At 70.7% G+C, this 20,955-nt stretch carries 21 protein-coding genes; 11 read left to right on the top strand and 10 right to left on the bottom strand.

The window, feature by feature from the left end; translation table 11 throughout:
• Positions 1-32 precede the first annotated feature (32 nt).
• Both ychF and AB0230_RS10130 read right to left on the bottom strand, forming a co-directional pair.
• On the bottom strand, positions 33-1,124 hold the full coding sequence (gene ychF, locus AB0230_RS10135) for a redox-regulated ATPase YchF (protein ID WP_366375538.1): 1,092 nt from the start codon (positions 1,122-1,124) through the stop codon (positions 33-35).
• Positions 1,125-1,164: 40 nt separating this feature from the next.
• Positions 1,165-1,914, bottom strand: coding sequence for a class I SAM-dependent methyltransferase (locus AB0230_RS10130; RefSeq protein WP_315995314.1), 750 nt, complete (start codon positions 1,912-1,914; stop codon positions 1,165-1,167).
• Positions 1,915-2,150: 236 nt separating this feature from the next.
• On the opposite strand from AB0230_RS10130, the gene AB0230_RS10125 reads away from it, so the two are divergent.
• Positions 2,151-2,744 carry a 3'-5' exonuclease gene (locus tag AB0230_RS10125; RefSeq protein WP_366375536.1) on the top strand — a complete coding sequence of 198 codons (594 nt, stop codon included), beginning with the start codon at positions 2,151-2,153 and terminating at the stop codon, positions 2,742-2,744.
• A 137-nt stretch (positions 2,745-2,881) separates the two neighbouring features.
• Positions 2,882-4,270, top strand: a complete 1,389-nt coding sequence (locus AB0230_RS10120) for a DNA recombination protein RmuC (protein ID WP_366375534.1) — start codon at positions 2,882-2,884, stop codon at positions 4,268-4,270.
• A 544-nt stretch (positions 4,271-4,814) separates the two neighbouring features.
• On the opposite strand, the gene glpX is transcribed toward AB0230_RS10120, so the two are convergent.
• Positions 4,815-5,804, bottom strand: a complete 990-nt coding sequence (gene glpX / locus AB0230_RS10115) for a class II fructose-bisphosphatase (RefSeq protein ID WP_366375532.1) — start codon at positions 5,802-5,804, stop codon at positions 4,815-4,817.
• A 177-nt stretch (positions 5,805-5,981) separates the two neighbouring features.
• Between glpX and fbaA the strand changes: the two genes are divergently transcribed.
• Entirely contained in the window at positions 5,982-7,010 is a 1,029-nt protein-coding gene (gene fbaA / locus AB0230_RS10110; protein WP_315995310.1) for a class II fructose-bisphosphate aldolase, read from the top strand.
• Between the two features lie 247 nt (positions 7,011-7,257).
• Here fbaA and AB0230_RS10105 read toward each other — a convergent pair whose 3' ends face one another.
• Genes AB0230_RS10105 through AB0230_RS10085 form a run of 5 tightly spaced genes read right to left on the bottom strand, consistent with a single transcriptional unit; the run spans position 7,258 to position 10,753 of the window.
• On the bottom strand, positions 7,258-7,803 hold the full coding sequence (locus tag AB0230_RS10105) for an MOSC domain-containing protein (protein WP_366375530.1): 546 nt from the start codon (positions 7,801-7,803) through the stop codon (positions 7,258-7,260).
• A 41-nt stretch (positions 7,804-7,844) separates the two neighbouring features.
• A complete protein-coding gene (locus tag AB0230_RS10100; protein ID WP_366375528.1) occupies positions 7,845-8,546 on the bottom strand; it encodes a zf-HC2 domain-containing protein in 702 nt (233 codons plus the stop codon).
• Positions 8,543-9,049: a sigma-70 family RNA polymerase sigma factor gene (locus AB0230_RS10095; protein WP_366375526.1), complete on the bottom strand. Its 507-nt coding sequence runs from the start codon at positions 9,047-9,049 to the stop codon at positions 8,543-8,545. The genes AB0230_RS10100 and AB0230_RS10095 overlap by 4 nt, the downstream gene beginning before the upstream one ends.
• A gap of 52 nt (positions 9,050-9,101) precedes the next feature.
• Positions 9,102-9,695: a DUF6264 family protein gene (locus tag AB0230_RS10090; RefSeq protein ID WP_366375524.1), complete on the bottom strand. Its 594-nt coding sequence runs from the start codon at positions 9,693-9,695 to the stop codon at positions 9,102-9,104.
• The gene (locus tag AB0230_RS10085; RefSeq protein ID WP_363579539.1) at positions 9,692-10,753 is read right to left on the bottom strand and encodes a 4-hydroxy-3-methylbut-2-enyl diphosphate reductase; all 1,062 of its coding nucleotides are present in this window, start codon (positions 10,751-10,753) and stop codon (positions 9,692-9,694) included. Before AB0230_RS10085 ends, AB0230_RS10090 begins: the two co-directional genes overlap by 4 nt.
• 128 nt (positions 10,754-10,881) lie before the next feature.
• On the opposite strand from AB0230_RS10085, the gene xseA reads away from it, so the two are divergent.
• The 7 genes from xseA (at position 10,882) to AB0230_RS10050 (ending at position 17,344) form a co-directional block, all read left to right on the top strand.
• Complete coding sequence (gene xseA / locus AB0230_RS10080) at positions 10,882-12,234, top strand: exodeoxyribonuclease VII large subunit (RefSeq protein WP_363392242.1); 1,353 nt, start codon at positions 10,882-10,884, stop codon at positions 12,232-12,234.
• A gap of 10 nt (positions 12,235-12,244) precedes the next feature.
• Complete coding sequence (locus AB0230_RS10075; protein ID WP_295780378.1) at positions 12,245-12,475, top strand: exodeoxyribonuclease VII small subunit; 231 nt, start codon at positions 12,245-12,247, stop codon at positions 12,473-12,475.
• Positions 12,475-13,107, top strand: a complete 633-nt coding sequence (locus AB0230_RS10070) for a DUF4245 family protein (RefSeq protein ID WP_366375521.1) — start codon at positions 12,475-12,477, stop codon at positions 13,105-13,107. The genes AB0230_RS10075 and AB0230_RS10070 overlap by 1 nt, the downstream gene beginning before the upstream one ends.
• 8 nt (positions 13,108-13,115) lie before the next feature.
• Complete coding sequence (locus tag AB0230_RS10065) at positions 13,116-13,760, top strand: carbonic anhydrase (RefSeq protein ID WP_366376225.1); 645 nt, start codon at positions 13,116-13,118, stop codon at positions 13,758-13,760.
• Between the two features lie 74 nt (positions 13,761-13,834).
• Positions 13,835-15,229 (top strand): class II fumarate hydratase, encoded by a 1,395-nt coding sequence (locus tag AB0230_RS10060; protein ID WP_315995302.1) that lies wholly within the window; start codon positions 13,835-13,837, stop codon positions 15,227-15,229.
• A gap of 46 nt (positions 15,230-15,275) precedes the next feature.
• Positions 15,276-16,691, top strand: a complete 1,416-nt coding sequence (locus tag AB0230_RS10055; RefSeq protein WP_366375519.1) for a HAMP domain-containing sensor histidine kinase — start codon at positions 15,276-15,278, stop codon at positions 16,689-16,691.
• The gene (locus AB0230_RS10050; protein ID WP_363392250.1) at positions 16,688-17,344 is read left to right on the top strand and encodes a response regulator transcription factor; all 657 of its coding nucleotides are present in this window, start codon (positions 16,688-16,690) and stop codon (positions 17,342-17,344) included. Before AB0230_RS10055 ends, AB0230_RS10050 begins: the two co-directional genes overlap by 4 nt.
• A gap of 315 nt (positions 17,345-17,659) precedes the next feature.
• Here the strand turns inward: AB0230_RS10050 and AB0230_RS10045 are convergent, their stop codons facing one another.
• Positions 17,660-19,021 carry a PhoH family protein gene (locus AB0230_RS10045; RefSeq protein WP_315995299.1) on the bottom strand — a complete coding sequence of 454 codons (1,362 nt, stop codon included), beginning with the start codon at positions 19,019-19,021 and terminating at the stop codon, positions 17,660-17,662.
• A gap of 247 nt (positions 19,022-19,268) precedes the next feature.
• The gene (locus AB0230_RS10040; RefSeq protein WP_315995298.1) at positions 19,269-20,051 is read right to left on the bottom strand and encodes an isoprenyl transferase; all 783 of its coding nucleotides are present in this window, start codon (positions 20,049-20,051) and stop codon (positions 19,269-19,271) included.
• A gap of 155 nt (positions 20,052-20,206) precedes the next feature.
• On the opposite strand from AB0230_RS10040, the gene AB0230_RS10035 reads away from it, so the two are divergent.
• Positions 20,207-20,899, top strand: a complete 693-nt coding sequence (locus tag AB0230_RS10035; RefSeq protein ID WP_363392295.1) for a hemolysin III family protein — start codon at positions 20,207-20,209, stop codon at positions 20,897-20,899.
• Positions 20,900-20,955: the final 56 nt, after the last annotated feature.

Here is a 20,955-nt window from a genome sequence, read left to right as displayed (position 1 = left end):
GTCTACAGATGGCGTTGTATCCGGCTGGGGGGTCACTTCGAACTGCCAGATGTGTTTCCGATGCGGAACTCCACCACGTCGCCGTCCTGCATGACGTAGTCCTTGCCCTCGAGGCGCGCTTTGCCCTTCGCGCGGGCCTCGGCGACCGAGCCGAGCTCGACGAGGTCGGCGAACGAGATGACCTCGGCCTTGATGAAGCCCTTCTCGAAGTCGGTGTGGATGACACCGGCCGCCTGCGGGGCCTTCGCGCCCTGCGGGATCGTCCACGCGCGGGCCTCCTTGGGGCCGGCGGTGAGGTAGGTCTGCAGGCCGAGCGTGTCGAAGCCGATGCGGGCGAGCTGATCGAGGCCCGACTCGTCCTGACCGGTGGAAGCCAGAAGTTCGGCGGCATCCTCGGGGTCGAGGTCGATCAGCTCGGACTCGATCTTGGCATCCAGGAAGACGGCCTTCGCGGGCGCCACCAGCGCCGACAGCTCGTCCTTGCGAGCCTGGTCGGTGAGCACCGCCTCGTCGACGTTGAAGACGAAGATGAAGGGCTTGGCGGTCAGCAGACCCAGCTCGCGGATGGGCGAGAGGTCGAGACCGGATCCCGAGAGCAGCACGCCGCGCTGCAGGGCGTCCTGCGCGGCCTTGGCCGCGTCGAGGACGGAGGGGTCGAGCTTCTTGCCCTTGACCTCCTTCTCGTAGCGCGTGATGGCCTTCTCGAGGGTCTGGAGGTCGGCGAGCTGCAGCTCGGCGTTGATCGTCTCCATGTCGCTGGCGGGGTTGACCGCACCGTCGACGTGGACCACGTCGTCGTCGGCGAACCCGCGGACGACCTGGGCGATGGCATCCGCTTCACGGATGTTCGCGAGGAACTGGTTGCCGAGGCCCTCGCCCTCGCTCGCGCCGCGCACGATGCCGGCGATGTCGACGAACGACACCGCGGCCGGCACGAGCCGCTCGCTGCCGAAGACGTCGGCCAGCTGCTGCAGGCGTGCATCGGGAAGGTTCACGACCCCGACGTTGGGCTCGATCGTGGCGAACGGGTAGTTCGCGGCGAGCACCGAGTTCTTGGTCAGGGCGTTGAAGAGGGTCGACTTTCCGACGTTGGGAAGGCCGACGATTCCGATGGTAAGAGCCACGGGAGTCCAGGTTACCCGGCCCGGGCGGCGCCCACCCGCCTCACGGCCGCCGCGCGCGGAATGCGTGGGTGACGTACGGCAGCGCGACCGTGGCCCCGTCGGCCAATCCGGGGACGGATGCCACGACCTCGTCGACCGCGGCATCGATCCGCGCGCGGGTCTCGGGGTCGGCCGTGATGACGTCGCTGCGCGAGGAGACGAGCTCGCGCAGCAGGGGAAGGGTGATAGGCCGCTCCCAGCGCCACTGCTCGTGCTCGAGCGGCGCGAAGGGCTCCGCGACCCGTGGGCCGGTGGTCGCGAGGAGCACCTCGGCGTTCGACCCACCCATCGCCGCGGTGAGACGGCGCACCCAGTCGACGGCGTCGTCGCGGATGTTCCAGATCAGACCGAGGGACCCGCCGCTGCGCAGCACCCGCCCCACCTCGCGCGATGCCGCCTCGACGTCGACCCAGTGCCACGCCTGGCCCATCACGACCGCATCGAGACCGGCGTCGGGCAGCGGCAGACGCTCCGCCGTGCCGGCGAAGGTCGGCACGCCGTGGACGGAGGAGCGCAGGGCGGCGAGCATGTCGGCATCCGGGTCGATCGCCACCACGTCGGCACCGAGCTCGACGACCGCCCGCGTGAGCTTTCCCGTGCCCGCCCCCACGTCGGCCACGCGCAGGGCGCGCCCCTCTTCGCGCACCGGATCCAGCAGCCAGGCCACGGCTTCGGCCGGGTATCCCGGGCGGCCCGACTCGTACGCGGATGCCGCCTGCCCGAACGACGTCGACTTCTCACTCCCCGTCATGGCCTCGACCCTACGCCGCCCCTCCGACACGCACTCCATGCTCCCGCGCGCCGGCCCGCCCGGGAGCCACGGCCCCCACCGCGGCCCCGGATGCCATCGGCGGGCACGTCCGCCACGACCCCTGTGCGGCGCCATCGACGCGCAGTCGCGCCACGAGGACGTATCCGCACGCCGGTGCGACGCCGACCCCGGCGCGCCTCCCTCCCGACGCGGTCCCGGCGGCGCAGGGTGGATGCGTGGCTCTGGATTTCACCGCGATCGACTTCGAGACGGCGAATTCCAGCGGTGCGTCCGCGTGCGCCGTGGGCCTCGCCCGCGTCCGCGGAGGACGAGTGGTGGCGACCGCGGCGTGGCTCATCAAGCCGCCGCCCGGACACGACCACTTCGCGCCGATCAACATCGGCATCCACGGCATACAGCCCGCCCACGTCGTGGACGCGCCGTCGTGGAGCGCCCAGCTCGCACGGCTCACGGCCTTCGCCGGCTCCGACGTGCTCGTGGCGCACAACGCCGGGTTCGACATGTCGGTGCTCCGACGGGCGTGCGCGGCGACGGGCGACGAATGCCCGCCGTACCGCTATCTCTGCAGCGTGCAGATGTCGCGCAAGACCTACACGCTCGCTTCCTACCGGCTGCCGCTCGTCGCCGCCGAAGCGGGATGCTCGCCGTTCGCGCACCACGACGCGCTCGCCGACGCGGTCGCGTGCGCGGAGATCACGATCGACTGCGCCCGCCGCGCCGGGGTCGACGACGTGCAGGGTCTCGCGGCGCATCTCGGCGTGCGCATCTCGCAGATCGCCGTCGAACCGGCCGAGCGCGCCGTCGCCTGACCCCTTCCGGACGACGCCCTTCGGTCATCCGCACGCTCGCTCGCGGCCCGGGACCGCCCGCCCACTCCGCACCCGTCGCCCGAGCCCGCCCGGCCCGTCTTTCCGGCGATGTCGGAGGTGTGGGGCATGCTGACCCCATGGATGCCATCACCCTCGTCCTCGTGATCCTCGCCCTGGCGCTCGGCGTCGCCGGCGGCTGGTTCATCGCCGGTGCCCGCACGTCCGCGCGCAGCGCCGCCGAGCAGCGCGGTCTCGAGACTCGCGCGATCGCGGCCGAGACCGCGCGCGCCGGGTTGCAGCAGCAGCTCGAGCATCAGGCGGCGATGTACCGCGAGCTCGTGGGCCAGTCCCGGGCCGATCAGGCCGCACGCGAAGAACGAGAGCGTCGCGAGCAGACCGTGCTGCGCGCCCTCGACCCCGTCCGCGAGACCCTCGACGCGATGCAGCGCAAGGTCGACGGGCTGGAGCGCGACCGGGTCGAGCAGTACTCCGCGCTCGGCGAGCAACTGCGACTCTCCCGCGAGGCAGACGAAGCGCTGCGCGCCACCACCGAATCGCTCGCCTCGGCGATGCGATCGGGCACGACGCGCGGAGTGTGGGGCGAGACGCAGCTGCGACGCGTCGTCGAGGCCGCCGGGCTCACCCGCTACGTCGACTTCGACCTCCAGGCGGTGATCTCGAGCGACGCCGGCGCGGGCCGCCCCGACATGGTGGTGCGCCTTCCCGGCGGCAAAGCCCTCGCGGTGGATGCCAAGGTCCCTCTCGAGGCCTACCTCCAGGCCAGCGCCATCGCGGTGACCGCACACGGAGACGAGGGCGCGCGCCGCGCCGCCCTCCTCAGCAAGCACGCCCGAGCGGTGCGGGCGCACGTCGACGCCCTCGCGAAGAAGGCGTATTGGGCGGGCCTGACCACGAGCCCCGAGTTCGTGGTGTGCTTCCTGCCCAGTGAGTCGCTCCTGGCCTCCGCCCTCGACGAAGACCCGACGCTCCTCGAGTACGCCTTCGCGCGACGCGTCGCCCTGGCCTCCCCCGTCAACCTCTGGGCGGTGCTGAAGACGGTGGCCTTCACCTGGACGCAGCAGGACGTCTCCGACGAGGCCCGCACGCTCTTCCACCTCGGTACCGAGCTGTACGAACGCGTCGGGGTCCTCGCCGGTCACGCCAACGACCTGCGTCGCGCGATCGAGAAGACGGTCGACAGCTACAACCGGTTCGCGGGGTCGCTCGAATCGCGTGTGCTCGTCACCGCGCGCAAATTCCCCGGCATCGACGAGACGAAGCTCGCATCCGTCGCTGCTCCCCCCGCGCTCGACGCCGCACCGCGCCGCTGGACCGCGCCGGAGATGCTCGACCTCGGCACGACCACGGGCGATGACGACTCCGCCGGTGACGCGTCACCCTCCCGCGTGCCGCCCGTCGACGCGTCGCCCGCCGACACCGGCGGGTCGTCCGCGTACGCCGATCTCGGTGGCGTCCGCGCGCGAGCCGGGTTGCTCGACGAACCCGGAAATCGCTCCGAGCCCTGAGCACCGAGCACCCCGCTGCCGCCCCTCCACGCGAAACCGGGCCGACCCCAAGGGATCGACCCGGTGCGAGAACGCGAGACTCAGGCCCCGCCGGGAACCCAACTCAGCAGGCTGACCACGGCGGCGGAGACGGCGACGAATGCCCCGACCATCCACCACGCGCTGACTTCATGGCCCTCATCGCGACGGACGCGGAGAAGGACGTCGGGACGTCGAGCCGGGTCGACGGCGCTGGCGATGACCGCCTGCGCACCTGTCTGAGGTGCGGTCTGATTCGTCGGAGCTGTTGCCATGGACGATCCCCTTCGGGTCTCGGAAGAACACAGCGTCGCCGTTGACACTCCTTGGGATTCTGCCAGACGAGGTGCGCGCGACCGGTCACGCTTGCGCAACGACACGCCCGGCTGTAGCTGCACGTCGAAGCGGTCGGGCGCACCCGCCGCGGACAACGCCTCGCGTCTCCCGGGCCGTCCGGCGCGTCCGCCGCGGGCAGCGCCCCGCGTCCCGGGCCGTCAGGCGCGTCCGCCGCCGACGGCGCCCGGCATCAGAGCCACTTCGATGTCAGGTGCTCCGACGAGATCCGGCGCAGCGTGCCCGAAGCCCCACGGAGAACGACGCTCTCGGTGTAGATGAAGTCGCCGTCGCGCCGCACGCCCTGCACGAGCTGACCGTCGGTCACACCCGTGGCGACGAAGATCGTGTTCTTGCCCTTCACCAGGTCGTCGGCCTCGTAGACCGTGCCGTCGATCTTCAGGCCGGCATCCTGGCCCTTCTGCTTCTCGTCGTCGGTGCGGGGCGCGAGCACGCCCTGGATGTGACCGCCCAGGGCCTTGATCGCGCACGCGGTGACGATGCCCTCGGGGCTGCCGCCGATGCCGACGCACATGTCGGTGCGGGCGTTGTGCCGGGCGGCGTTGATCCCCCCGGCCACGTCACCGTCGCTCATGAGGCGGGTTCCGGCGCCGGCGTCGCGGATGTCCGCGATGAGCTGCTCGTGACGGGGGCGGTTGAGCACCGACACCACGATCTCGTCGACGGGCTTGCTGAGCGCCTTGGCCAGCAGACGGATGTTCTCGCCGATGGGCAGGCGGATGTCGACCACGCCGACACCGGCGGGGCCCGTGACGAGCTTGTCCATGTAGAAGACGCTCGACGCATCGAGCATCGTCCCCTGGTCGGACACCGCGATCACCGAGAGCGCGTTCTGCCGCCCGGCAGCGGTCAGCGACGTGCCGTCGATGGGGTCGACCGCGACGTCGCACCGGGGTCCGCGGCCGCTCCCGACGCGCTCCCCGTTGTAGAGCATCGGGGCGTTGTCCTTCTCGCCCTCTCCGATGACGATCGTGCCGTCGAAGTTCACGGTGCTGAAGAACGCGCGCATCGCGTCGACCGCCGCACCGTCGGCCGCCTCCTTGTCGCCCCGCCCGATGAAGGGAACGGCCCGGATGGATGCCGCCTCCGTCGCCCTCACCAACTCCAGAGCCAGGTTGCGGTCGGGGTGCAGAGGACTCATGTCGGCAGTCAGGCTCACCATGGGCCCACTGTATCCAGCAGAGTCGACACATTCGGCGGTTTTCCACCGCCCAGACCCGAAGGAATCGACGTTCTTAACGAATCGACAGAACTGCCCGGTTCCTGTCGCACCGACACCGTCACGATCCGGCGCCTTCGCTAGGCTGACGGTGTCCCGACAACACCAAGGAGCACCTCCATGCCCGTCGCTTCCCCTGAGCAGTACGCCGACATGCTGGACCGCGCGAAGGCCGGCGGCTTCGCGTACCCCGCGATCAACGTCTCGAGCTCGCAGACCATCAACTCGGTGCTCCAGGGCCTGACCGAGGCCGGCTCCGACGGCATCCTCCAGGTCACCACCGGTGGTGCCGACTACTTCGCCGGTCACACCGTCAAGGCCCGCGCCACCGGTGCCCTCGCCTTCGCGAAGTACGTGACCGAGGTCGCGAAGAACTACCCCATCACCGTCGCGCTCCACACCGACCACTGCCCCAAGGACGCCCTCCCCGGCTTCGTCCTCCCCCTGCTCGAGGCCTCAGAAGAAGAGGTCAAGGCCGGACGCAACCCGATCTTCCAGTCGCACATGTGGGACGGCTCGGCCGTTCCCCTCGACGAGAACATCGACATCGCCGCGGAGCTCCTCCCCCGCCTGAAGAACATCAACGCCATCCTCGAGATCGAGGTCGGCGTGGTCGGCGGCGAAGAAGACGGCGTGCAGCACGAGGGCTCGAACGAGGCTCTCTACACGACGGTCGCCGACGTGACCAAGGCCGTCGAGCGCCTCGGCCTCGGCGAGAACGGCCGCTACATCTCGGCCCTCACCTTCGGCAACGTCCACGGCGTGTACAAGCCCGGTGGCGTCAAGCTCCGCCCCGAGCTGCTGGGCGAGATCCAGGAGGGCATCGCTGCGAAGTTCGGCACCGGCCCCAAGCCCCTCGACCTGGTCTTCCACGGCGGCAGCGGATCGACCGACGAGGAGATCGCCCTCGCGGTCGCCAACGGCGTCATCAAGATGAACATCGACACCGACACCCAGTACGCCTTCACGCGCTCGATCGCGGGCTACATGTTCTCCAACTACGAGGGCGTGCTGAAGCTCGACGGCGAAGTCGGCAACAAGAAGCAGTACGACCCCCGCGCGTGGGGCAAGGTCGCCGAGTCGGCCATGGCCGTCCGCGTGGTCGAGGCCACGAAGCAGCTCGGCTCGTACGGCCAGTCCCAGAGCTGACCCCTCGTCACCCCGCGAACGCCCCGGCTCCGGTCGGGGCGTTCGTCGTTTCCGGATGCCGCGCCCCCGGCGCTCCACCCCGCCCCTCCCGCCACCCACGGCGAGACGGCATCCCGCCGACATCTCGGCGCCGGCCTGCACCCGAGACGTCAGCACCGCGCAGTCGCGCGCGCCGCAGCGGGACTGAGCCCGCAGGAGCGTCCCGGAGCGCGGGTCCCACGACGGCGGGCGCGCTCGGACGGGCGACTCAGCTGCGGTACACCTCGAGCACCGTCGGCGCCCCCTCGGGCGACGACACGACCTCGATCGCATCCCCCGCCCGCACCTCGCCCGCCCGGCGCACCCGCAGGTACGCTCCGAGCCGGCCCTCGTCCGAGAAGCGCTTGACCCACCCGCGCGCCGCCGCACCGCCGACCCAGCGTGCGAAGGTCGCGCAGGGCGTGCGGGGCATCGTCACCTCCACCTCGACGGTGTCGCCGATGCGCCACACCTCCCCGATGCGGGCCCCGTTGACATCGAGGCCCTCCACGCGCAGGTTCTCGCCGAACCATCCCGCGTGCAAGGTGCGACCGAGCTCGCCCTCCCAGAACGCGGCGTCCTCCGCCGCGTAGGCGTAGACCGCCTTGTCGGGGCCGCCGTGGTGCTTCCTGCTCGCCTGCACGTCCGCGCGCACGCCGAGGGTGCCCACGCGAACGGCGCCCTCGAGCGCGCGCTTGTCGATCGCGGTCACGCCGACGGAACCGGCATCCGGGTGCAGGGAGTGGACGGCGCACACGGCGACGAGACGGGGCATGGGTCGATGCTAGAGCGTCGGCACCGTGGGCCCGCACTCGGTCAGGGCGTCGAGAACTCCCGCCGCATGACGACCGTGTCGCCGTCGAGGGTACGGATCTCGACCGACCCGATGTCGGCGGCCGCCAGATCGGTGCCGGCGCTCAACTCGGTCGTCGATCCCGGACCGGCGCGCCAGGTCGACAACACACTCGTCGCTCCGGTGTCGTCGGTGATGGCGAGCGCGTACGGCCAGCCCCCGGGAGGAGCGTCGAGCACTTGGCCGGTGTACTGGCACACGAGGTCGATGCGCGTGCCCCACGGGGCCGAGGTCAGCTTGACCGACGCCTCCAGGGGCGCGCCCGCCACGCCGTCCAACGCGTACACCGTTCCCGACGACGACACGGCACTATTCACCGCGACGACGCCGGGCACGGCGATCGCGACGAGCGCGATCGATGCCGCGAGCACCCACCCGGTCGCGCGGCGTCGACGCCGGCGTCTCGCCGTGTCCAGCACGCGGGTGCGCAGGGTCGGGTCCGGGGCGGCCAGGGGCACGGGGCCCGTGCTGGGGCTGATCGCGCGGGCGCGCTCGGCCGACAGGCGGGACAGCAGTCCCGCGGTCGGCGCGAGCTCGGCGACCGCGGCGCGGCAGTCCGCGCACACGGCGAGGTGGGCCTCGAACTCCGCACGATCCGGAGCCGACAGCGCTCCGAGTACATAGGCGCCGTCCCAGCTCGACAGACGCTCGTGGTCGACGTTCACCGGGTCACCCCTCTCTCCTGCAGGGCGAGCCGCAGCGCTCGCACCGCGTAGTGCAGTCGCGACTTGACGGTCCCGGAGGGGATGCCGAGCTCCTCCGCCGTCTGAGCGACGCTGCGTCCGCCGTAGTACGCGCTGACGATCACCGCCCGGTGGTCGGGCGTGAGCGTCGCGAGCGCCTCCTCGACGAGGAGCGCGTCGAACATGGCATCCGTGTCGTCGTCCCGCGCCGTCTCGGGCAGCTCGTCGACGGGCTGCTCGTGCCGCCTCCGGGCGCTGCGCGCCTCGTCGATCACGAGGTTGCGGGCGACCGTGTACATCCACGACCGCAGCGATGCCGGGTCGTCGCTCATCACCCGCGGCGTCCGCCACGCCCGCAGCAGCGTCTCCTGCACGATGTCGTCGGCTCCGGCGTGGTCGCCGGTCAAGCTCACGACGTAGCGCCAGACGGGGGTGGCGTGCGCGTCGTACAGCGCCGTCAGCTGCGCGTGTTCGTCTCTCACCACGGCATCCCCTCTCCCTCGCTCACAGGGGACACGGGATGCCGGGCCTCGCGGTTCAGTTCGGAACGCTGTCGAGGATCGCCGACATGAAGGTCGCGTCGCCGACGAGGGCCATCGTCACGCAGATGCCGGCGATGAGCGCCGTCGCGACGAACCCGACGAGGGGGATCCAGAACGCGACCCGGCCGCGTCGCAGACGCCGCCAGGTGAACACGGCCGTCAGCAGCCAGCCGACGCCGTACACGAGGGCGGCGGCGGCACCCCAGACGTACCCGGCCGAGAGGTTCGTGAACGTCGCCGTCACACCCAGCATCTGGGCGCCGCGCTCGGCGTACTCGGGGAAGTTCAGCAGCTGCACGATGGTCGTGACCACCGAGAACAGGCCGTAGAAGAGCAGCCCGAAGGTGACGATGCGGTCCACGCGCGCCCCGCGCGTGGCGGGCGCGACGAAGCCCGCAGGCGCGTCCGCGACGGGGGCGGCCTGCGGCTGCGGCTGCGGCTGCGGCGCGACACCGGCGTCGAGCGCCTCCGTCACCTCGGGCCGCTGGATGCGGGCGCGCTGCTCCTCGGCCGTGGCGTATTCGCCGTACTGCGGGCGGGGACGCTCGACACCGCCACCCTCGCCCGACGAGCGGGAGTCGTCGCTCACGCGCGACCCCGGCCGCCGAGGGCCCGGCTGTCGCGCTTGCCGGTGGCATCCTGGCGCAGCTCCTTGGGGAGCGAGAAGATCAGGTCCTCCTCGGCGGTGCGCACCTCTTCGACGTCACGGTATCCGGCACCGGCGAGCTCCTCGAGCACCTCGGTCACGAGCACCTCGGGCACCGAGGCGCCACTGGTGACGCCGACGGTCTGAACGCCCTCGAGCCACTCCTGCTTGACCTCGTCGACGTAGTCGACGCGGTAGGCGGCCTTGGCGCCGTGCTCGAGGGCGACCTCGACGAGACGCACGCTGTTGGAGGAGTTCGCCGACCCCACCACGATCACGAGATCCGCGCCGACGGCGACCTTCTTGATCGCGACCTGGCGGTTCTGGGTGGCGTAGCAGATGTCGTCGGAGGGCGGGTCCTGCAGTTCGGGGAAGCGCTCGCGCAGGCGCCGGACGGTCTCCATCGTCTCGTCGACCGAGAGCGTGGTCTGCGACAGCCACACGACCTTCGACGGGTCGCGCACCTCGATGGTGTCGGCGTGGTCGGGCGAGTTGACGACGGTGACGTGCTCGGGAGCCTCGCCGGCCGTGCCCTCGACCTCCTCGTGTCCCTCGTGACCGATCAGGAGGATCTCGAAGTCGTCGCGCGCGAACCGCACGGCCTCGCGGTGCACCTTCGTGACGAGGGGGCAGGTCGCATCGATCGCCTGCAGACCCCGATCGGATGCCGCCGAGACCACCGCCGGCGAGACGCCGTGCGCGCTGAAGACGACATGCGCCCCGGAGGGGACCTCGTCGACTTCCTCGACGAAGATCGCCCCCTTCTTCTCGAGCTCGGTGACGACGTGGATGTTGTGCACGATCTGCTTGCGCACGTACACCGGCGCACCGTAGCGCTCGAGCGCCTTCTCGACGGCGATCACGGCGCGGTCGACGCCCGCGCAATACCCGCGGGGCGCGGCCAGCAGCACCTTCTTCTGTCCGTTGACGGGGATATCCTGGAGCCGCCCGCGTCGACCCGGGATACGGGGAACGGGCAGGTGGACGGCAGGTGAGCTCACCCCTCGATTCTACCGGGGCGCCCCTGGACACCGGCCGAACCTCCCCCCACCGCTACCCGCACGGATACGATGACCCCTTCCCCGCCCCGCCCCTCCCGCCGACGTCGGCATGCATTCGAGCGGACCTCATGACCTCCTTCCAACCCGAGACCATCCCCGGCCAGGCCCCACCGGCCGACAGCGTGCACCCCCGCGATTCGCGGACCGACGCGCCCACCTCCGTCTCGCGCCTGAACGACACCATCCGCGGCTTCATCGAGCGGTGGGGCTCCGTGTGGGTCGAGGGCGAGATCACCTCGTTCAACCGCCGCGGCGGCAACGTCTTCGGGCGGTTGAAAGACCTGGGCACCGAGTCGACGGTGTCGTTCCGGATCTGGTCGAGCACGCTCGCACGCCTGCCGAAAGACCTGCAGGTCGGCGATCACGTCGTGGCGTGCGTCAAGGCCGATTACTTCCCCCGCACCGGCGACTTCTCGTTCGCGATCTCGGCGATGCGCCACGTGGGCCTGGGCGAACAGCTCGAGCGTCTCGAGAGGCTGCGGGTGCAGCTGCGATCCGAGGGGCTTTTCGACCCCGCGCGTAAGAAGCGCCTGCCCTTCCTCCCCCAGTGCATCGGACTCATCACCGGCGAGAACTCGGACGCCGAGAAAGACGTGCATCGCAACGCCGAACTGCGCTGGCCGCGCGTGCACTTCCGCACGAAGCATGCGGCGGTGCAGGGCGACCGGTGCGTGCCCGAGACCATCGCCGCCCTGAAGGCGCTGGATGCCGATCCCGAGGTCGACGTGATCGTCATCGCGCGCGGCGGCGGCGATCCCCAGACCCTGCTCGGCTTCAGCGACGAGCGTCTGCTGCGCGCGGTGGCCGCGGCATCCACGCCGATCGTCAGCGCCATCGGCCACGAGAACGACCGCCCGCTGCTCGACGAGGTCGCCGACGTGCGCGCCTCGACGCCGACCGACGCGGCCAAGCGCGTCGTCCCCGACGTGAGCGAGCAGCGCGCGCTGGTGGCCCAGCTGCGCGCGCGGCTGACGGGGCGCCTGACGCAGCGCGTTGTCCACGACATCGCCCAACTGGAGCAGATCCGCTCGCGTCCTGCTCTGCGCACCCCGCACGCCATGCTCACCTCCCGCGCTCAGGAGCTGTGGATGCTGTCGAACCGCGGCCGCGACATCGTCGATCGCCGCCTCGAGAGCGAACGGCGGCGCACGCGCGAGCTGAGCGCGGGGCTGCGCGCCCTCTCGCCCGTGGCCACCCTCGCCCGGGGGTACGCCATCGCACAGCTGCCCGACGGGGCGGTGCTGCGCGACGCGGCCGATGCCCCCGCGGGGACCGCGCTGCGACTGACGCTCGAACAGGGCACGGTCGCGACGACCTCGGAGGGCGTCGTCCCGGATGCCGTTCCCCACGGTCCCTCCCCCGCCGCCGCTCCCTTCGACGACGAGGCACCCGACGCCGGCTCCGCCGGCGGGGCCGCCTAGAATGGATGCTATGACCGCGACGACCCCCGGCCCCGCTGCCGACGTCGCCTCCCTGTCGTTCGAGCAGGCCCGCGACGAGCTGGTGCGCGTGGTCGCCGAGCTCGAGCAGGGAGCCCCCACGCTCGAGGAGTCCCTGGCTCTCTGGGAGCGCGGCGAGAAGCTCTACGCGCGCTGCGAAGAGTGGCTGCTGGGGGCCAAGCGCCGCCTCGACGCCGCACGCGGCGAAGGGGACGACGACTGATGGCCCGCGTCGTCGCCCATCTCGGCCGCCCCGAGACCCCGCAGGAGACCGCCGACCGCAAGGCGGAGTCCTCGCGTCGGTACCGCTCGAGCAAGACCTTCCGCAACCTCATCGCCGCCCTGCTGGTGACGGTCGCCGTCGTGTTCGTGGTGGTCGCGGGCGTCCCGCGCGGTGAGCCGACGCCGCCCCCCGCCCCTGACGTGCCCGCCCTCGCGGCCGGCATCGAGGCGGACCTCGGGCGCCCCGTGCTCTCCCCGTCGCTCGGCGACGGGTGGCGGGTCAACCAGGCCACGACCGAAGGCGTCGGCGGCACCGAAGCGTGGACGATGGTCTACGTCCGCTCCGGCGAATCCGGGTTCCTCCGCGTCGCACAGGGGTTCGACGCCGACGAGAACTGGGTCGGGCAGGTGCTCGACGGCACACGCAGTGCCGAGACGGTCGACATCGACGGCATCACCTGGAACGTCTACCGCCCCGCCAACCCTTCCGGGACGGGCAACATCGACTACGCCCTGGCCACCCCGGCCGGCCCCGACTACGTCCTCGTGTACGGCGATGCCGCACCCGAGACCGCGGCCCTGGCGGCCGCATCCGTGACGTCGCAGATCGAGCAGTTGAGAGAGGTCCCGTGAGCGAGCGCATGACCCCCCGTCAGGCGTGGCAGCAGATGGTGGAGGGCAACCGACGCTTCGTCGCCGGCGAACCCGCCCACCCCCGTCAGGACGTCGAGCGTCGCGCCGAGCTCGCCAGCTCGCAGCACCCGACCGCAGCACTGTTCGGGTGCTCCGACTCTCGTCTCGCCGCCGAGATCATCTTCGACGAGGGGCTCGGCGACCTCTTCGTCGTGCGCAACGCCGGGCAGGTCATCTCGGACTCCGTCATCGGCAGCCTCGAATACGCCGTGGGTGTGCTCGAGGTCCCGCTCATCGTCGTGCTCGCACACGACGCCTGCGGCGCCGTCGGCGCGGCCATCGACAGCACGGGCGCCGACGCCCCGACCCTCCCCGCCTACATCTGGCGGCAGATCGCCCCGATCGTGCCGGCCGTGCGCCGTGTCCAGCGCGAGAACGCCGTCGACGGGCACCTGCCCGACCACGTCGACCCCGAGCTGGTGGGCCGTGAGCACCTGCGCCACACCGTGGCCGACCTGCTGCGCGCCTCGGAGCTGATCAGCGAAGCCGTGGCCGAGGGCCGCACAGCCGTCGTGGGCGCGAACTACCGTCTCGACGAGGGGGAAGCCTTCCCCGTCGTCATCGTGGGCGACGTCGACGACGCGCGCATCTGAGAACCGCGCACCCGAGACGCGCCCGACCCCCGCGCACCTGAGAAACCGAACGACTGACCTGGAGGAACGACGACGTGACCGACACCGAGTACCGCATCGAACACGACACCATGGGTGAGGTGCGGGTACCCAAGGACGCCCTGTACGCCGCGCAGACCCAGCGCGCGGTCGAGAACTTCCCGATCTCGGGGAAGGGTCTCGAGTCGACCCAGATCGCCGCTCTGGCGCGCATCAAGAAGGCCGCGGCGCTCGCCAACAAAGACCTCGGCACGCTCGACGGCGCCATCGCCGACGCGATCGCGCAGGCCGCCGACGAGGTCATCACGGGCCGCCACGACGCGCATTTCCCCGTCGACACGTACCAGACCGGTAGCGGCACGTCGTCGAACATGAACATGAACGAGGTGCTGGCGACGCTGGCCACGGGCATCCTGGGGTCGACCGTCCACCCCAACGATCACGTCAACGCCTCGCAGTCGTCGAACGACGTCTTCCCGACCTCGGTCCACATCGCAGTGACCCAGGCGCTCATCACCGACCTCATCCCGGCACTCGAGCACCTCTCGGTCGCCCTCGAGGCCAAGGCCGACGCCTGGAAGGGCATCGTGAAGTCGGGCCGCACCCACCTGATGGATGCCACTCCCGTCACCCTCGGTCAGGAGTTCGGCGGTTACGCGCGGCAGATGCGTCTGGGCATCGAGCGCGTGCAGGCGGTCCTCCCCCGCGTGGGCGAGGTGCCCCTCGGCGGCACCGCCGTCGGCACCGGGATCAACACCCCCCTCGGCTTCCCGCAGAAGGTCATCGAGCTGCTCGCGGAAGAGACCGAGCTGCCCATCACCGAGGCGAAGGACCACTTCGAGGCGCAGGCCAACCGCGACGGACTCGTCGAGGCCTCCGGCGCCCTCCGCACGATCGCGGTGTCGCTGACGAAGATCAACAACGACATCCGCTGGATGGGTTCGGGCCCGAACACCGGTCTCGGCGAGCTCCACATCCCCGATCTGCAGCCCGGCTCCTCGATCATGCCCGGCAAGGTGAACCCCGTCGTGCCCGAGGCCACCCTCATGGTGTGCGCCCGCGTCATCGGAAACGACGCCACCGTCGCCTGGGCCGGCGCGTCCGGTTCGTTCGAGCTCAACGTGGCCATCCCCGTCATGGGCACCGCGCTGCTGGAATCGATCCGCCTCCTCTCGAACGCGATGCGCGTACTCGCCGACAAGACCATCGACGGCCTCGAAGCCAACGTCGGCCGCGCCGAGGCGTTCGCCGGGATGTCGCCGTCGATCGTGACGCCGCTGAACAAGGTCATCGGGTACGAAGCGGCCGCGAAGATCGCCAAGCACTCCGTGGCGAAGGGCATCACCGTCCGCGAGGCCGTCATCGACCTCGGCTACGTGGAGCGCGGCGAGATCACCGAAGAGGTGCTCGACGCGAAGCTCGACCTGCTGTCGATGACCCACCCGGGCTGAATCGACACGCACCACCTCCGACGCCGAGGCGCGCCATAATCGAAGGATGAGCCCCGCGACGAGACCTGTCTCGACGCGGGTGCGACTCCTCGGGGCGCTCCTCGGCGTCGTGCTTCTCGGCATGATCGTCACGGGCGGGGTCACCTTCCTCGTCCAGCGCGACCGGGTGCTCGCCAACGCGCAGCGTCAGCTCGACGGGTTCGTCGCCACGGTCGCCACCAGCGACGAGACCGCGGCCGACCTCGTCGACGCGGTGATCCCCGGCCGCACCGACGGCACTCTCGCCGTCGACGACGCGCGCGTGCTCGCCGCGACTCCGTCACCCCCCGGTCTCGCCGTCGGGGATGACCAGGGGCTCGTCGATGCGCTCGATCGCGCGATCACCGACGGGCGCCTCACCGGCCGCCTCGACAGCACCCGAGGACCGGTCATGTACGCCGCCGCGGCGGCATCCGGCGGCTATGTCGTGCAGGTCATCTCGATCGACCAGCGCATGGAGCTGGTGGCGTTGTCCTCCGTCACCTATGCATCCACGGCCCTCGCCGTGCTCGTCGTGGTGGGCGCGGTCGGGTGGTTCGTCACCGGACGGCTCTTCTCCCCCCTGAGGCGTTTGCGCGACACAGCGGACTCGATCACGATCGACGACCTCGGCACGCGCTTGCGCGCGCACGGCAACGACGAGATCTCCGATCTGACCACGTCGGTCAACTCCATGCTCGACCGCCTCGCGATGTCCGTCGAGGCGCAGCGTCAGTTGCTCGACGACGTGCGCCACGAGCTGAAGACGCCGATCACCATCGTCCGCGGCCACCTCGAGATGATGGACCCGGCCGATCCGCACGACGTCGAGGAGACGCGTCAGCTCGGAATCGCCGAGCTCGACCGCCTCACGCGTCTGGTCGACGACATCGACACGCTCGCCGACGTCGAGGCCAATGCGTTGTCGTCCGAGGTGATCGACGTCGCCGCCCTGACCGACCGCGTCGCGGAGCTCGCCGGCGCTCTCCCGGGTCACCCTTGGAGCGTGGCGCAGCGCGCACGCGTGCGTATCGCGGGCGACGCCGACCGCCTGGTCCAGGCGTGGCTGCAGCTCGCCGACAACGCCGCGAAGTACACCCCCGAGGCGACACCGATCGAGATCGGCAGCACCGCTGACGACACCGCCGCGCACCTGTGGATCCGCGACCACGGTCCCGGCATCCCCCCGGCCGCGAGGCATCGGGTGTTCCGGCGGTTCGACCGCCTGTCGACGCGGCGCGGCGTCGACGGCTCGGGGCTCGGGCTCTCGATCGTGGATGCCATCGCCAAGGCGCACGGCGGTCACTGCTCCATCGGCGACACGCCGGGAGGCGGCGCCACCTTCACGCTGCATATCCCGCTCACGGGAGCGCAGTCCCCCGCCGCGCTGCCGACGCCCGTGCGCGCCGGCGACGTCGTCATGCAGAGAGAGGCCACCGGATGACCCGCATCCTCATCGCCGAGGACGAAGACCGCATCTCCGCGTTCGTGGCGAAAGGCCTCGAGTCGGCCGGTTACCAGACGCTCATCGTCGATGACGGCGCCGACGCGCTCGACACGGCCCTCTCCGGCGAGGTCGACCTCGTGCTCCTCGACGTCGGGCTGCCCTCTCTCGACGGCTTCGAGGTGCTGCGGAGCCTGCGCGGTCAAGGCTCCACCCTGCCGGTCATCATGCTCACGGCTCGGACGAGTACGCGCGACACCGTCGACGGTCTGGACGCGGGAGCGAACGACTACGTCGCGAAGCCGTTCAAGTTCGACGAGCTCCTGGCTCGCGTGCGGTCTCGGCTGCGCGAGCCCGTCACCCTCGGCACGATCACGGTGGCGCACGGCGACGTGTCGCTCGACGTCCTCGCCCGCCGCGCGACGGTGGGCAGCCGCGAGGTCGATCTCAGCGCCCGCGAGTTCGCCCTCGCGGAGGAGTTCATCCGTCACGCGGGCCAAGTGCTCTCGCGCGAGCAGCTGCTGAGCCGGGTCTGGGGCCTGGATTTCGACCCGACGTCGAACGTCGTCGACGTGTACGTCCGCTACCTGCGAGCCAAAGTGGGGCCCGCCCACATCGTCACCGTGCGCGGAGCCGGCTACCGCTGGGAGTGAGCCCGAACCCCCGAAAACCCCCGGCGGGGGGATCGACCGGGGGTTTTCGAGAGAGATCGCGTCGGTGGTCTTCCGACTCACCCGAAGAGCGGTGACCTGCGCGAGCGCGGACCTCGTGTTTTCTTAGGGGGAACCGCCGGGGCGGTGGCGAGGTCTCCCTCGCCGATGTGACCACTCTGTCTGGCGTTCGTGAGAAGCCGGAGAGCCGCAGATGAGAACCCTCTCATCTGCAGCGCTTCACGGCACGCTCCGGCAACCCGGCTCGCGCACGAAGGAGGGCCGGGATGCCGCGGCATCCCGGCCCTCCTTCTCGATTCACGACAGTTCGCCGGCCTCCAGCAGTTCCGTCACCAGTGCGGCGATGGCCGAGCGCTCCGAGCGCGTGAGCGTGACGTGCCCGAACAGCCCGTGACCCTTGAGCGTCTCGATCACCGAGGCGACGCCGTCGTGACGCCCCACGCGCAGGTTGTCGCGCTGCCCGACGTCGTGGGTGAGCACCACGCGGGAGTTCTGTCCGATGCGGCTGAGCACCGTGAGCAGCACGTTGCGCTCGAGCGACTGCGCCTCGTCGACGATCACGAACGCGTCGTGCAGCGAACGACCGCGGATGTGCGTCAGCGGCAGCACCTCGAGGAGCCCCCGCGCCAGCACCTCCTCGAGGACGTTGCCCGAGACCACCGAACCCAGCGTGTCGAACACCGCCTGACCCCACGGGCCCATCTTCTCGGCCTGGTCGCCCGGGAGGTAGCCCAGCTCCTGCCCGCCGACCGCGAAGAGCGGGCGGAACACGATGATCTTCTTCTGCTGCTGGCGCTCGAGCACGGCTTCGAGCGCCGCGCACAGGGCGAGGGCCGACTTCCCGGTGCCGGCCCGGCCGCCGAGAGAGACGATGCCGACCTCGGGATCGAGCAGCAGGTCGAGGGCGATCCGCTGCTCCGCCGAGCGCCCGTGCAGCCCGAAGGCGTCGCGGTCGCCGCGCACGAGGCGGTACTGCCCCTTGCCCGTCACGCGGCCCAGGGCCGATCCCCGCTCCGAGTGGATGATGAGCCCGGTGTTCACCGGCAGCCCCACCACCGCGTCGCTGACGGCGACCTCGCTCTCGTACAGGTCGGTGATCTCGTCGCCCGAGACGTCGATCGAGGCGATCCCGGTCCAGCCCGAGTCCATCGCCTGCTCGGCGAGGTACTCCTCCGTCGCGAGACCCAGGGATGCCGCCTTCACGCGCATCGGCAGGTCTTTCGACACCACGGTGACCTCGACGCCGTCCTTGGCGATGTTCATGGCCACCGCGAGGATGCGGCTGTCGTTGCCGCCGGTGCGCATTCCGGACGGCAGGACGGACGGGTCGGTGTTGTTCAGCTCGACGCGGAGCGTGCCCTCGTCGCCGACCGGCACCGGGAAGTCGAGGCGGCCGTGCTCGATGCGCAGCTCGTCGAGGTGGCGCAGGGCCTGCCGGGCGAAGTACCCGATCTCGGGGTCGTGACGTTTGCCCTCGAGCTCCATGATCACCACGACGGGGATCACCACGGAGTTCTCCGCGAAGCGGAAGAACGCCCGCGGGTCGCTCAGCAGGACGGAGGTGTCCAGGACGTACGTGCGCAGGGCCTGATCGGCTCCGGCTTCGGACTCGGTGCTCTCGACGACGTGACGCTGGTCGTACGGTGCTCGTGCAGTCACAACCCACTCCCGACCCGGGTGATGCACCCGGTTGTCACGAGTCGACCTGTGGGTCACGAGTCGCGATCCGAAGGTCGACTCGACCGGACTCCGTGTCCGATGTGATCACCGTACGACCCCGCGACACCCACGAGGGTCGTTAACACGCCGCGAATATGACGAGTTCGTGAACAGCGTGTTCGCGGCGTTCGCCGGTCGAAGATAGTTCACCGGATGCCGAGAACCCGGCGTCGTGCGTCGGCCCGGGCTACTGTCCGAAGCGGCGGTCGCGCGCCGCGAAGTCGCGGATCGCCCGAAGGAAGTCGACCTCGCGCAGGTCGGGGCCGAGCGCCTCGACGAAGTAGAACTCCGAGTGGGCGGACTGCCAGAGCAGGAAGTCGCTCAGGCGCTGCTCCCCCGAGGTGCGGATCACGAGATCGGGGTCGGCCTGACCACCGGTGTACAGGTGCTCGCCGATCTGCTCCGGAGTGAGGCTGTCGGCGAGCTCTTCGAGCGACCCGCCCGACTCGTCGTGCTTGACGATGATCGAGCGGACGGCATCCACGATCTCGCTGCGCCCTCCGTAGCCGACCGCGAGATTCACGTGCAGACCCTGGTGACCGCGGGTGCGCTCGGTGGCCTCGTGCAGCACTTCGGCCAGTTCCGGCGGCAGGCCCTCCGCCCGCCCGACGTGCTGGACGCGCCAGTCGGGCTCGCGCGAGAGCTCGCCGGCGAGCTCGGCGATGATCTCGAGCAGGTCCTGCAGCTCTTTGCTGTCGCGCTTGACGAGGTTGTCGTTCGACAGCAGGTAGAGCGAGACCACCTCGATGCCGAGATCGTCGCACCAGCGCAGGAACTCGTGCATCTTGGCCGCTCCGGCGCGATGTCCGTGCGCGGCGCTGTCGTAGCCGAGTTGTCGGGCCCAGCGCCGGTTGCCGTCGATCATCATGGCGACGTGGTGCGGCACGGTGGCCGGCATGCGACGACGCAGGCGCGAGATGTAGAGACGGTAGAGCGGTCCCCGCCCCTCGTTCTTCCACACGCGCGCCACCCGCCTACGCTACCGCGTCGGGCGCTTCCGACCGCATCGGATCGGGTGGTGCTTCCTGGGGGAAAGGTGAGCGCTGCCCCCATGTTCCTCCCGGGGCATGGGAGCGGACGTACTGTCGAGGAGTGATCCCCCGAACCCCGGCCGACGGCCCCGAGATGCCCCAGCTCCCCCTGCTCGAGGCGGGAGCCGTGGGGGCGCAGGCCGAGCTGAAGCCGACCTGGCGCGGCTGGATCCACGCCGGCACGTTCCCCGTCGCGATCGCCGCCGGGATCGTGCTCATCGCCCTCGCGCAGGGCGCTCCCGGCAAGTGGGCCGCGGCGGTGTTCATGGCGACCTCGATGCTGCTGTTCGGTAACTCCGCGCTGTACCACCGCTTCCACTGGAAGCCCCGGACCCTGGCGGTGCTCAAGCGCATCGACCACGCGAACATCCTGCTGCTCATCGCCGGCACCTACACCCCGCTCGCGGTGCTGGCCCTGCCCACACCGAAGACCGTGCTGCTGCTGTCGATCGTGTGGGGCGGCGCGCTGCTCGGCATCCTGTTCCGGGTGTTCTGGATCAACGCCCCCCGCTGGCTCTACGTCGCCCTCTACCTCGCCCTGGGCTGGGCGGCGGTGATGTACCTCGGCGACCTGCTGGCGGCGAACGTCGCCATGATGGTGCTCGTCGTCGTGGGCGGCCTGCTCTACACCGCGGGCGCCATCATCTACGCCCTGAAGAAGCCCAACCCCTGGCCCGGGCACTTCGGGTTCCACGAGATCTTCCACGTCTGCACGGTCCTGGCGTTCCTCTGCCATTGGACCGCGTGCCTGCTGATCGCCCTCGCTCCGGCGTATCACGGGGGCTGACCGCGCGCGTCGCCGGATCACGTCGCTTCCGAGCGACCGTTCCTGGCGACTGATTC

This window comes from Microbacterium sp. NPDC089190, assembly GCF_040701795.1.
GTDB classification, from domain to species: Bacteria; Actinomycetota; Actinomycetes; order Actinomycetales; family Microbacteriaceae; genus Microbacterium; species Microbacterium galbum.
The sequence above is the reverse complement of the archived record's forward strand: the minus strand, read 5'-3'. Positions and strand labels throughout refer to the sequence as shown.